This window comes from Pseudomonas grimontii (genome assembly GCF_007858185.1).
GTDB lineage: Bacteria > Pseudomonadota > Gammaproteobacteria > Pseudomonadales > Pseudomonadaceae > Aquipseudomonas > Aquipseudomonas grimontii.
The window spans coordinates 23,649-35,866 of record NZ_VFES01000019.1 but is presented as its reverse complement, the minus strand read 5'-3'; the positions used below and the strand labels follow the sequence as shown (position 1 = coordinate 35,866).

Below are 12,218 nucleotides of genomic sequence, written 5' to 3'. Positions count from 1 at the left end.
GAGGCCTCTCTCGGCGGGTGTTGTCAGCCTTGCCGGGAGAGTTACCCCCCTGTTCCGGAATTAGCCAATGAACACACCGTTTGTCGTACCGGGTAACCCGGATTCTGCCTGCCAGCCACCTTCTACGAAGGACTTCCTGGTTGACCGCACCTTCCGTGCGCTTGCGCGAATAGGCGTGGTTCTGGTGCTGGCGTTGGTGTTTGCCCTGGTCTTCGAAGTCGGCCGCAAGGCCCTGCCAGGCATGGAGAAGCACGGTTTTGACGTGCTGCTGGGCAGCGTCTGGGACGTCAACCAAGGCAAGTACGGCATTCTGCCGGCCATCTGGGGCACGCTTTACAGTGCCTTTATCGCGTTGCTGATCGCAGGTGTTTTCGGCGTCAGCATGGCGATTTTCCTCACTCAGGATTTTTTGCCGGCGAAGCTGGCGGCGGTGTTTCGTACCATCGTCGAACTGCTCGCGGCCATCCCCAGCGTCGTTTACGGCCTCTGGGGCATTTACGTGGTCATCCCGGCGATTCGGCCGTTGACCGCATGGTTGAACACTGAACTTGGCTGGATCCCCTTTTTCGGCACGTCCCTGAGCGGGCCGGGGTTGCTCCCGGCAGCATTGGTGCTGGCGATCATGATTCTGCCGACCATCGCCGCCGTGTCGCAGGATGCGCTTACGGCCGTGCCGATGAAAACCAAGCAGGCCGCCTACGGCATGGGTACCACCCACTGGGAAGCGATTCTCAAGGTGATGGTGCCGTCCGCCGCCACCGGCATCTTCGGTTCCCTGGTGCTGGGCCTGGGCCGCGCGCTCGGTGAAACCATGGCCCTGGCCATGCTGGTGGGCAACGCCAACAACATTTCTCTGTCGCTGTTTGCACCGGCCAACACCCTGGCGGCCTTGCTGGCGCTGAACTTCCCTGAAGCCGGGCCGAACGAGATCGAGGTGCTGATGTACGCCGCACTGGTGCTGATGTTGATCACGCTGATCGTGAACATCTTCGGCTCCATGATCATGATGTACGCCCAACGGGGTAATAAGTGATGACTGATCTCACTGCTGCAACCGACCTGACATCCCCCGCCGGCGCGATGCCCAGCCTGCAGCGCCGGTTCGAAGGCCGTGCCCTGCGCAGCCTGGTATTGACCACCCTGGTCTGGACGGGCGCGCTGCTGGCCAGCGTGCCGCTGATTTCCGTGCTCTACATGCTGATCATGCGCGGCGGCGCGCGCCTGAGCCTGGAAGTGTTCACCGAACTACCGCCCACCGGTTTCGAGACCGGCGGCGGTTTCGGCAACGCGATGGCCGGTACCTTCGTGATGGTCGGCATTGCCGCTGCCATCGCCGTGCCGGTCGGCATCATGGCAGCAATCTTCCTCGCCGAACTGGGCCCGGACAGCAAGCTGGCGAACGCCGCGCGTTTTGCCGCGAAGATGCTCACCGGCCTGCCTTCCATCCTCGCCGGTGTGTTTGCCTACGCCCTGGTGGTGATGACCACCGGCACCTACTCGGCCCCGGCCGGTGGTGTGGCACTGGCGGTACTGATGCTGCCGATCGTGGTGCTGACGGCTGAGGAGTCGATGCGCATGGTGCCCAAGATCATGAAGGACGCCGCCTACGGCATGGGCTGCACGCGCTCCCAGGTGATCTGGAAAATCGTCTTGCCCACCGGCCTGCCGGCCATCCTCACTGGCGTGATGCTTGCCGTGGCCCGCGCCGCAGGAGAAACCGCGCCGCTGCTGTTTACCGCGCTGTTCAGCAACTACTGGATCTACCACGACGGCAACCTGGCGGTGATGAATCCGACGGCCTCGCTGGCCGTGCTGATCTACAACTTCTCCGGCATGCCCTTCGACAACCAGCTTGAACTCGCATGGGCGGCGTCGCTGGTACTGGTAATGATCGTGCTGGTCGTGAATATCGTGAGCCGTATTTTCGGCAAGCCAAAATATTGAAAACGGGAGCATCTGAATCTTGAACGTATCAACTGCGCAAATAGCCGCTCCGTTTGTCACCCAGGCGCCTGTGGTCATGGACTGCAAGCTGGACAAGATCTTCTACGGCAACTTCATGGCCGTGCGTGACAGCCATGTGCCGATCGAAAAGAACAAGATCACCGGCTTCATCGGGCCTTCCGGCTGCGGTAAAAGTACCGTGCTGCGTAGCCTCAACCGCATGAACGACCTGGTCAAGGGCTTCCGTTTCGAGGGCCATGTGCACTTCCTCGGCCAGGACGTCTACGGCAAGGGCGTGGACCCGGTGGTCGTGCGCCGCTATATCGGCATGGTGTTCCAGCAGCCGAACCCGTTCTCGATGAGCATCTTCGACAACGTTGCCTTCGGCCTGCGCCTGAACCGCTACAAAGGCGACCTGGGCGACCGCGTCAAACACGCCCTGCAAGGCGCCGCGCTGTGGGATGAAGTCAAGGACAAGCTCAAGGTCAGCGGCCTGTCGCTCTCCGGCGGCCAGCAGCAACGCCTGTGCATCGCCCGCGCCATTGCCACCGAACCGGAAGTGCTGTTGCTCGATGAACCCTGCTCGGCGCTTGACCCGATCGCCACGCGCCGGGTCGAGGAGTTGATGGTCGAGCTGAAGAAGGACTACACCATCGCCCTGGTGACCCACAACATGCAGCAGGCCATCCGTGTGGCCGACACCACGGCGTTTTTCTCGGTGGATATTTCCCAAGGCACGCGCACCGGCTACCTGGTGGAGATGGGCCCGACGGCGCAGATCTTCGAGAACCCGCGTGAACAAATGACCGGGGACTACATCAGCGGCAAGTTCAGCTGATGCCCCTGCGGGAGCTCGGATGCTCCCGTATTTTCAACTGCTTATGGGAATGCCAATGCCTGCAACACGACGCCTTGATTTGCCCGCGATTGAACGCGCACTGCGTGAGGTGCAACAGCGCTTTGCCGAACTCAGCCGGGACTTTACCGAGCCGCGCGACCCGTTGACCGACGAAGTGCTGCACAACGTGCTTGAAGGCTACGCACTGATTGACGACTATGTGGCGCGGGGCGTCGACCTGTTTGACCTTCAGCAACTGAACCTGATGCTGGAGATCAACGCCACCGTGCTCTGTGGCCGCGACCCGGCGCGCCGCCTGGAATATGCCCAGCACCTGGCGGCGACCGAGGAGCACTTCTTCAACAACGTTGAGGGCGGCATCAAGGATTTGTACAACTGGTACTGCGCGTACCGCAGTGAATCAGTCTGGAAGCGTGCAGCCGGGGTGTATGTACGCATCCTCAGCAAGCCGCAGTTGTTCATCGAAGGCAACAACCGCAGTGGCTCCCTGATCGTCAGCTATTTGCTGATGCGTGCAGGTTTGCCGCCGTTCGTGCTGACGCTGGAGAACGCCGAGGGCTACTTCAACCCCTCGTCGGTCATCCGCAACTCAGCCAAACATGGAGTCAAGGCGTTGTATGAATTGCCCAAGATCAAGAAAAAATACGCCGCCTTCCTGGAAGAACAGGCGCCGGATCCGATGAAGTTTTTTCTCAAGGACCAGTCCTTGCCCGTTTATCAAGGGGGTCATTGATGAGCGCTTATCCCTTGTTCGCCAGGGCAGGGCAGGCGCTCCAGCGCGTGCTCCCGATGCAGCTGGTCAAGCGCCCGCGCATCCGCATTTCGTTTGATATCGACGACACCCTGGCCTGCCAACTGCATCACTGCGACGTCGAGAAAAGCCAGCTGCCGGCCTGCGTGCACCGCTGGCTGGGTGAGCCCTTGCGTATCGGCACGCGCTCCCTGACCCGCGAGCTACGCCGCCAGGGCTGCAGCATCTGGGTCTACACCTCGTCCGGTCGCACGCCGTCGTATATCCGCCGTTGGCTGATGCTGTACGGCATCCGCGTCGACGGTGTGGTCAACAGCGTGCTGCACAACCATGCGCTGACGGCGCACGGCCTGTCGAACGCGCCCTCGAAATTCCCGCCGGCCTTCGACATCGACCTGCATGTGGATGACTCCGAAGGCGTGCGCAGTGAAGGCCATGACCACGGTTTCCGCGTGGTGGTGGTGGACCCCCAGGACGAGAACTGGGCACAGCGGGTGCTGGAGGCTGTGGCCCAGGTTCAGGCGCAGCTCGCTCGACAGCAGCCGGTCCGGCACAAAACAGCAACACAGGGTGCGCGGAGGTTTTTTCTGCCTGAGGCACTCTGAAGGCCCATGCAAAGGCCATCCTCGGCGTACTCTGCGCTACACCTCAACGCCCGTAGCCCAAGTCGGCCGCCTCAGTCGGTGCGTGCCGCCTCCATGCCGCGCCGAATGCGCATCAGGTCCTGATACGCCTCCGTGCGCTTGGCATCCGCCACCTGTTTCGCCTCGGTAAAGCGCAACCACGCGCCGGCATCGGCCAGGCTGCTGCCAATGATGGCGTAGGCCTGCGTTTCCAGGCGGTCGGCCTCGTAGAACAGTTCGGTGTTTCTGGCCAGCTCTGTTTCCCAGCCGGTTTGCTTCGACGCTTCACGCATGTTCGCTGACATGGCCTCACCCCAAGGTCGTCATGTGCGAGCGAAGAGTGCAGGGGCCTGATCGAGGCCGCCGGGTTCGTAGCTCGCATAGGAGCGACACGAGCCGTTCTCGTGTCTGATAGGTCCTTCAGTGTTGATGGGTAAAGAAACGGGTTCGTTCAAATTAGTTCGGGTTGCGGGATGTGCGGTGTGCCTTGACCATTCGTCAGGCCGCGAGGTGAGGAGTTGAACGAGCCCGCGTTTGTCTCGGCCAGAGAGAGAACAGTCCGGCCTCAGCCGAGCCCACATTTTGAGCCGGCTGGGACGAATACCGATTCACATCACGGGGCGCTGGGCCGTGAACAACTCAAGTGGGAGTCGGGGTAAGTCGCAACGCACCTTGGTCAATCGGCTGGTTTGGATGTGCCCAGCACTCGATTCAGCTCGCCAGCGACAGCGATGAGTTGCTGTTCCAGCGCTTCAACCTCAGAGAGGCTGATGCCATTGTTGATAACTTGCAGGGTTTTAGCCCGCTTCTTTGGGGCGGGCGCCAGATTGTGTGCTTGTTGCGAAATCAACGCCTGACGCAACAGATTGTTGATCACGGTTTGATAGCCCGTACCGGCGCTTTCTGCGCGTTCACGGGCGGCATCGATAACCGCATCGTCAAGCATGATGGTGATGCGGGTCTTGCCCTTGTTGCTGGCGACAGCACCGCGTTTGCCGTGGGTGAAATCGTATTCGTCTTTCATTGTTCAAGCCTCCAGATAACGGCGCCGTTCATTTTTTGATGCGAGCCTGGCGCTGATAACGCGTACGAAATTTGGATCGCGGTAAGTGTATGTCACTACCAAAATTCGTCCCCTCGCGTCAGTGCCCATGGTCACCCAGCGCTCTTCATCGTGATCGTGGTCTTGTATGGTCAGGGCGATCTCATCGTTGAACACCGGTTCCGCGTCGGCGAGGCTTATACCCTTGTGCTTCTGCTGGTTGGCGATGCTCTTTGCCTCATCGTATTGAATCCTGAATGTCTTAATTATGCATACTTTATATGTATGAAAAAGCGGTTGAAGGAACCGTCAGTCAGGAAGATGGCCAGCCATAAATAGCGGTAGTGTGAATTTGCCATGTTCCGCTCGGTCAGTTGGGTCTCGATCTTGCTGAGGTTGCCAACATATTTCCGTGCGTAATGGCTAATCCGTTACGTAGAAGGATTCTGTTTTGATTGTCAGAAGAGGCGAGCTTGAACAGGCGAGTAGTCGGATAGGTCAACGTGCACGAGGCCGGGTCAATACTAAGTTTGCGCGCATTGCCCCTTTATTCCCCGGCATGCTCAGGTTACTGACCACGCCGGGGAAAGTGCCGCGAGAACGACCTTCAACGCATATGCAAAATAATCGGACTGCTGCTGGCCGGGTCGGTATGCCCGCGCAGCTTGCTGACTGCCTTGGCGTCGACCGCGTCACCGTGGTTGCCCCAGGTGCTGCGCACGTAGGTCAGCACCTGGGCGATTTCCTCATCGGACAGTTGCTCACGAAACGCCGGCATGCGGTAGGCGTCCGGTACGCCGGCGGCGACTACCCGCTGTGAGCCGTTGAGGGTGATGTTGATCGCCGAGGCGCTTTCCTTGGCCAATGCCGAGGTGGCGCCGGCCAGGGGTGGCATCCATTCGGGTTGGCCCTTGCCGTCAAGGCCATGGCAGGAGGCGCAGCGGGTCGCGTAGGTGTGGGCGCCGGGAATGTCCTGGCGTGTGTCGGCGGCCGCGTACTGCCAGGGTGTGCCGTCACGCTGTGGGTCGCCGGGCAGCGACTTGAGGTAACGGGCGATGGCGGCCAGGTCGGCGTCTTCCATGAACTGCGTGGAGTTGTTGAAGGCTTCGGTCATCGAGCCGTAGACCACCGCATGGGCGTTGCGCCCGGTCTTGAGGAACTGCACGATCTGCGGCTCGCTCCAGCGCCCCAGGCCGGTGTTCGGGTCCTGGCGCAGGCTCGGTGCGTACCAGCCGTCGAGCAGGGCGCCGGCGAGGAACGGCTTGCCGGATTCGTCCAGGGCTTTTTCGTTGAAGGCCAGGCCGCGCGGCGTGTGGCAGCTGCCGCAGTGGCCAGGGCCTTGGACGATGTAGGCGCCACGATTCCACAGCGCGTCCTGGTTGGGTTTGGCCGCGTAGGTGGCGGTCGGCGCGAAGAGGCCGTTCCACAGGGCGATGGGCCAGCGCAGATTGAGCGGCCAGGGAATATCGCTGGGGATGTTGGGCTCGTTGGCCGGTTGTACGCCTTTCATGAAAAACGCGTACATCGCGCGTATATCGTCGTCACTGAGCTTGGCGTAAGACGGGTAGGGCATCGCCGGGTAGAGCCGGCGCCCGCCCGGTGCTACGCCGTGGCGCACCGCGCGGTCGAAGTCAGCGAGGCTGTAGGTGCCGATGCCGTGGGTGCGGTCCGGGGTGATGTTGGTGGCGTGAATGGCGCCCAGCGGCGTGGCCATTTCCAGGCCCCCGGCGAAGGGCGCCTTGCCCGGCAGGCTGTGGCAGGCCACGCAGTCGCTGAGGCGGGCAACGTATTCGCCGCGACTGACCTGTGCGGGGTCGACGCTGGCAGCCTGTTCCTGCGCGAACGGTGTGGCGGGCTGACGGGTGACATACCAGGTTAGTAGGCCGGCGGCGACCAGGCAGGGCAGCACCAGCCAGCCTGCGGTTCTTGCGAATCGACGGTTGTTCATGGGCGGTCTCGCTCGGTTAGCTGAAGGTGTGTCGGCTTAATGGCAGGCTGCGCACACGCTGGCCGGTCAACTGCGCTACCGCATTGACCACGGCCGGCGCCACAGCGGGGAGCGGAGGCTCACCGATGCCGCCCATCTTCTCGCCACTCTCGACGATCTTTACGTGCACCTGCGCCATCCGTGAGGGCGGCAGGATCGGGTACAGGTCGTAGTTGCGCGCCCGTGGCTTACCGTCCACATACACCGCTTCTTCCAGCAAGGTTTGCGATAAGCCCAGGGCCACCGCGCCATTGACCTGGGCTTGCACAATCGCCGGGTTGACGATGCTGCCGGGGTCGATGGCTTCCCAGATGTGGTGCACCTTGACCTGGCCGTGTTCAAGCGACACTTCGGCGATCACCGCCGCGTGGGAGCCGAACGGCGAGGCCATGGCCACGCCACGGGCGCGCCGAGTGCCGTCTTCGGCGGTGTAGGGGCCACGCTTCCAGCCACCGGACAACTCGCCCACGGCCTTGAGCAGGGTGGTCAGCCGTGGGTTGTCGCGCAGCAGGTGCAGGCGCAGCTCATAGGGATCGCGGCCGCCTTTGTCCGCCAGTTCATCGAGGAACGCTTCGTAGAAGAAGTCATTCAGCGAATTGCCCACCGAACGCCAGTAGCCGAGCATGGCCGGGCCCTTGACGTAGATCTGCGCGATGCGTTTGTTGGGGATGGCGTAGCTCTTACCCGACAGGCCTTCAAGGGCGGTGGGGTCGAGTTTTTCGCCCTGCTTGCCGGCGATGGCTTCGGTAGGGCCTTCGGTGGCGCTCACCGCTTCGATCGCCACCGGCAGGCCGTCGGCGTCCAGCGCGGCGCGGAACTTGACCACCGCGACCGGGCGCAGCACGTCGCGCAGGAACTCTTCCTCACGGCTCCAGATCAGCTTGATCGGACGGCCCACCGCCTTGGCCAATGCAATCGCCTGCGGGTAGGGGCTGGCCGAGTCATAGAGGAAGTGCCGGCCGAAAAAACCGCCCAGCAGCGGCGAGTGCAGGGTCACTTGCGCGGGGTCGAGCCCGGCGCGCTTGGCGATGTCGGCGCGGAACATATCCGGCGCCTGGTTGGGCAGCCAGATCTCCAGCGAACCGTCGGGGTTGAAGCGCGCCAGGGCTGACGGCGGCTCCAGTTGCGCATGGTTGAGGTACTGGTTGTGGTAGGTGGCTTCGACCTGGGTCTTGGCGTTTTTCAACGCGCCGGCCACATCGCCCTCGTTCTCGTCGTCACGCGCCGGACCTTGCTGGGCCGCGAGAAAATCGCGAAAGCCGTCGCTGGAAAAATCAGCGGGCATGCCGCGCACTTTTGAGTCGGTCGTCGGTTCCTGCCAGTCGACCTGGATCGCCTCCACCGCACGCTTGGCGTGCCACCAACGTTCGGCTACCACGGCCACCGCACCGGGCAGCACATGCACCGAGTGCACACCTTTCATGGCTTCGACCTGCGATTGGTTACGCAGGCCACCCACGGTCATGCCCAGGCGCGGCGCGTGCTGCACGGCGGCGTGGAGCATGCCGTCGACCTTCATGTCGATGCTGTACTGCGCCTTGCCGGTGGATTTGTCATAGGCATCCAGGCGCTTGACCGGCTTGCCGATCCAGCGGAACTGGCTCGGGTCGCGCAGGGTGATGCCGGCCGGGTCGGGCACCGGCATGTCCAGCGCGCGGCCGGCCAACTCGCCGTAGCCCAGGGAGCGTCCGGACGCGGCGTGGACCACGCGGCCGGGTTGGGTGGTCAGTTCGGCCACCGGCACACCCAACTGCTCGGCACCGGCCTGCAACAGCATGGTGCGGGCGAGGGCGCCCAGGCGGCGCATGACCGGGTAGCTCATGCGCACCGACATGCTGCCGCCGGTGATGCGCATGCCGTTGTCCATCACCACGTAGGCTTCACCGGGCGGTGCGGCTTCGACGATGAAGGTGGCGGGGTCGGCATCCAGCTCTTCGCCGACGATCTGCGCCATGGCGGTGTGGGTGCCTTGGCCGCCTTCCATAAAGGGGCTGAGCAGGCGCACGCTACCGTCCGGGCGAATCTCCAGGAAAGCCGGCACCTGGGTGCCGCGTTCTGCGGCGGCAGCCGCCTGTACTCGGGCCGAGCCCAGCGGCAGGCCAAAACCGATGACCAGCGCACCCACGGCCGTGCTGGCCAGGAAGCGGCGACGCGACAGGTTGATCGGCTCGCCCAGGGTGAGGCCGGGGATGACGTCAGGCGTATTCATCAGGCGCTCTCCTTCCCGGCGGCCAGGTCATGCATGGCGGCGTGGATGGCGTTGTAGGTGCCGCAGCGGCACAGGTTGACCATGGCCGCGTCGATCTGCGCATTGGTGGGCGCAGGGGTGTGCTTGAGCAGCGCGGTGGCCGCCATCACCTGCCCGGACTGGCAGTAACCGCATTGCGCCACTTGATGCTCGACCCAGGCACTGACCACCCGCTTGCCCACTTCATCGGCTTCGATGGCTTCGATGGTGGTGATCTCACGCCCGACCACCCCGGCCACCGGCGTGACGCACGAACGCACGACATTGCCGTCCACCAGCACCGAGCAGGCGCCGCATTGGGCCAGGCCGCAGCCGTACTTGGTGCCGGTCAGCCCGAGGTCATCGCGGATCACCCATAGCAGCGGCGTGTCCGCGTCGGCATCGACCTGATAGGCCTTTTGGTTAATACGTAATTCCATGGCTGGCTCACCTGCTGATCATCGGTTGGTAGTGCTTGTTTCTTATAAGAAAGGCGATGGGCGCCCATTGTCGAACTCTAGACCAGGGCACAAGGGCTATCTATAAAAAAGCCGACGACTCGGAGGATCAGGCAAGTATTCAAGAGGATTGAGCCAGTCAAGCAAGGTGGTCGATCAACTTAGGCACCCGCAGCCGCTTGATGTGTGAACGTTTATTGATTTGGGTCAGTACAAACCCCTATTGGCTCCAGATAGCCGTCCGAGAGCGGTAGCGCCGTTTTCATGGGTGATATTATGGCGCCACTATCTTGGCGTGACAGGCGCCAGTCTGACCCATGGACATGAGGCTTTAGGGAAATGCTTAAGAACGCTCCGCTGCGTCTGAAACTGTTGTTGATTCTGCTACTGCCCATGCTCGGGTTCCTGACCTTGGCCGGCGTGTTTGTGGTGGACAACTACAAAACGCTGCGTGACATGAACACCACGGTGATGGCCAGCGCCACCGCGCAGAAGTTGAGCCAGTTGATTACCACGTTGCAGCGTGAGCGCGGTGCCAGTGGGGTGTTCCTCGGCAGTGGCGGCAAGTCCATGGGCGCGCGGATGCTACAGATGCGCAGGGACTCCAGCGCGGCCGTCGAGGTGGTGCGCGGTTTGTCCACTTCCGGCAATGCGAACCTGGACGACGTAGTGCGGGCCCTGGACCAACTGCCGGCCATGCGTGGGCAGGTCGATAAGCTGAGCATCAACAGCACCGAATCCGGCGCGCGTTATACCGCAATCATTCAAGTGCTGACCGGTTACACCCACTCCCTGGAAGCGAGCGTCAACAACGCGACCATCGTTTACGCGCTGGGTGCACTGAATCAATTTATCGAAATGAAAGAGCGGGCCGGGCGCGAGCGCGTGGTGCTGGGCCTGGTCTTCAGCCAGGGGCATTTCGACGAGGCCCTGTTGTCGCGCTTCAGCCGCAACCTGGGCGAGTTCGGCGCCTATTACGATGCATTCCGGCGCAAGGCGCCCGCTGCCTCGCTTGCGCAGTTCGATACGCAAATGCAACAACCTGCTGCCGTCGAAGTCGCCAAGTTGCAGCGCCTGGCGTTTGAGGTGCCGATGGGGCAGGCGCTGGGGATCAAGCCCGAAGCCTGGTTTGAAACCTCCACACAGCGCATTGACCTGATGGGCCAAGTCGAGGAAGCCCTGGGCCAAAGTGTCAGCAGCCTGGCGATGCACGAGCGGGATGACGCCAGCCGCGCCCTGTGGCTGACCGTCGGCGCAGTGATCGTGGCCCTGTTGGCGGTGGCGGTGTTGTCCTGGCTGATCATCCGCATGATCGATTCGGCGGTGCGCGACCTGAATCGGGTGCTCAACGACTTGGCACAGCGCGATCTCACCGCGCGGGCGACCTATGAGAGCAAGGACGAGTTCGGTCAGATCTCGCGCAACCTCAACCGCATGGCGCAAGAGATCAGCGGCGTGGTGCAGGAAATCGGCAACGCCACCGCGCAGGTTGCAACGGCGGCGGAGGAATCCTCGGCCGTGACGATGCAGACCAGCCAAAGCGTCGAGCAGCAGCGCCAAAGCACTGAGTTGGTGGCTACGGCGATCAACGAAATGAGCGCCACCGTGCGCGAGGTGGCACACAGCACCAACGATGCGGCGCAACTGTCGCAACGGGTCAATACCAGCACCACCCAAGGGCGCACCGAGATCGAAGGCACCATCACACTGATCCGCCAGCTCTCGGGGCAGGCCGAGGACACCGCGCTGATCATTGACGAACTCAAACAGGAAAGCGACGGGATTTCCTCGGTGCTGGATGTCATTCGCGGCATTGCCGAGCAAACCAACCTGCTGGCGTTGAACGCGGCCATCGAAGCGGCGCGGGCAGGGGATCATGGGCGCGGATTTGCCGTGGTGGCGTCCGAGGTGCGGGTACTTGCTCAGAAGACCCAGGAGTCCACGGGGAACATTCGGCAGATGATCAGCAATCTGCAAAGTGGTTCCGATCGCGCGAGTTCGTCCATGCAGGAGACCTTGGGCAAGGCCCAGGACGGTGCGCGCAAGGTCGAACGTGCGGGTGAATTGTTGTTGGAGATCGCCGAAGGCGTGGCCAGTATCAGTGATCGCAACCTGCAGATCGCCTCGGCGGCCGAAGAGCAGAGCGCGGTTTCAGAAGACATCAACCGCAACGTCAACGAGATCAATGATCTGGTCATCCAGGTCAGTGCCGGCGCCGAGCAAACCGCAATCACCAGCCAGGAACTGGCGCGCCTGGCCGAGCACCAGCAGCGTCTGGTCAATCGTTTCAAGGTGGCGTGAGGTGTGATGAGTTTCGAGGGGCGCTA

12 protein-coding genes are annotated in these 12,218 nt (G+C 62.4%); 6 read left to right on the top strand and 6 right to left on the bottom strand.

Features of this window, described 5'->3' with window-relative positions; translation table 11 throughout:
• Positions 1–67 precede the first annotated feature (67 nt).
• From pstC to FIV39_RS25150, 5 genes are all read left to right on the top strand, one after another.
• Positions 68–1,033 (top strand): phosphate ABC transporter permease subunit PstC, encoded by a 966-nt coding sequence (gene pstC / locus FIV39_RS25170; protein ID WP_053139617.1) that lies wholly within the window; start codon positions 68–70, stop codon positions 1,031–1,033.
• Positions 1,033–1,944 carry a phosphate ABC transporter permease PstA gene (gene pstA / locus FIV39_RS25165; RefSeq protein ID WP_090402455.1) on the top strand — a complete coding sequence of 304 codons (912 nt, stop codon included), beginning with the start codon at positions 1,033–1,035 and terminating at the stop codon, positions 1,942–1,944. Before pstC ends, pstA begins: the two co-directional genes overlap by 1 nt.
• A 76-nt stretch (positions 1,945–2,020) precedes the next feature.
• The gene (gene pstB, locus FIV39_RS25160) at positions 2,021–2,782 is read left to right on the top strand and encodes a phosphate ABC transporter ATP-binding protein PstB (protein ID WP_010210300.1); all 762 of its coding nucleotides are present in this window, start codon (positions 2,021–2,023) and stop codon (positions 2,780–2,782) included.
• 55 nt (positions 2,783–2,837) lie between these two features.
• Positions 2,838–3,536, top strand: coding sequence for a hypothetical protein (locus tag FIV39_RS25155; RefSeq protein WP_090402458.1), 699 nt, complete (start codon positions 2,838–2,840; stop codon positions 3,534–3,536).
• On the top strand, positions 3,536–4,159 hold the full coding sequence (locus FIV39_RS25150; RefSeq protein ID WP_090402460.1) for a hypothetical protein: 624 nt from the start codon (positions 3,536–3,538) through the stop codon (positions 4,157–4,159). Before FIV39_RS25155 ends, FIV39_RS25150 begins: the two co-directional genes overlap by 1 nt.
• Positions 4,160–4,230: 71 nt before the next feature.
• Here FIV39_RS25150 and FIV39_RS25145 read toward each other — a convergent pair whose 3' ends face one another.
• The 6 genes from FIV39_RS25145 to FIV39_RS25120 form a co-directional block, all read right to left on the bottom strand.
• Complete coding sequence (locus FIV39_RS25145) at positions 4,231–4,482, bottom strand: hypothetical protein (RefSeq protein WP_090402462.1); 252 nt, start codon at positions 4,480–4,482, stop codon at positions 4,231–4,233.
• 371 nt (positions 4,483–4,853) lie between these two features.
• Positions 4,854–5,201 carry a BrnA antitoxin family protein gene (locus FIV39_RS25140; RefSeq protein ID WP_090402464.1) on the bottom strand — a complete coding sequence of 116 codons (348 nt, stop codon included), beginning with the start codon at positions 5,199–5,201 and terminating at the stop codon, positions 4,854–4,856.
• Between the two features lie 3 nt (positions 5,202–5,204).
• Positions 5,205–5,486: a BrnT family toxin gene (locus FIV39_RS25135; protein WP_090402466.1), complete on the bottom strand. Its 282-nt coding sequence runs from the start codon at positions 5,484–5,486 to the stop codon at positions 5,205–5,207.
• A 340-nt stretch (positions 5,487–5,826) separates the two neighbouring features.
• Positions 5,827–7,167, bottom strand: a complete 1,341-nt coding sequence (locus FIV39_RS25130; protein ID WP_090402468.1) for a c-type cytochrome — start codon at positions 7,165–7,167, stop codon at positions 5,827–5,829.
• 16 nt (positions 7,168–7,183) lie between these two features.
• The gene (locus FIV39_RS25125) at positions 7,184–9,415 is read right to left on the bottom strand and encodes a xanthine dehydrogenase family protein molybdopterin-binding subunit (RefSeq protein WP_090402470.1); all 2,232 of its coding nucleotides are present in this window, start codon (positions 9,413–9,415) and stop codon (positions 7,184–7,186) included.
• Positions 9,415–9,873, bottom strand: coding sequence for a (2Fe-2S)-binding protein (locus FIV39_RS25120; protein ID WP_090402472.1), 459 nt, complete (start codon positions 9,871–9,873; stop codon positions 9,415–9,417). The genes FIV39_RS25125 and FIV39_RS25120 overlap by 1 nt, the downstream gene beginning before the upstream one ends.
• A 357-nt stretch (positions 9,874–10,230) precedes the next feature.
• On the opposite strand from FIV39_RS25120, the gene FIV39_RS25115 reads away from it, so the two are divergent.
• Complete coding sequence (locus FIV39_RS25115) at positions 10,231–12,192, top strand: methyl-accepting chemotaxis protein (protein WP_090402474.1); 1,962 nt, start codon at positions 10,231–10,233, stop codon at positions 12,190–12,192.
• The last annotated feature ends 26 nt before the right edge of the window (positions 12,193–12,218 follow it).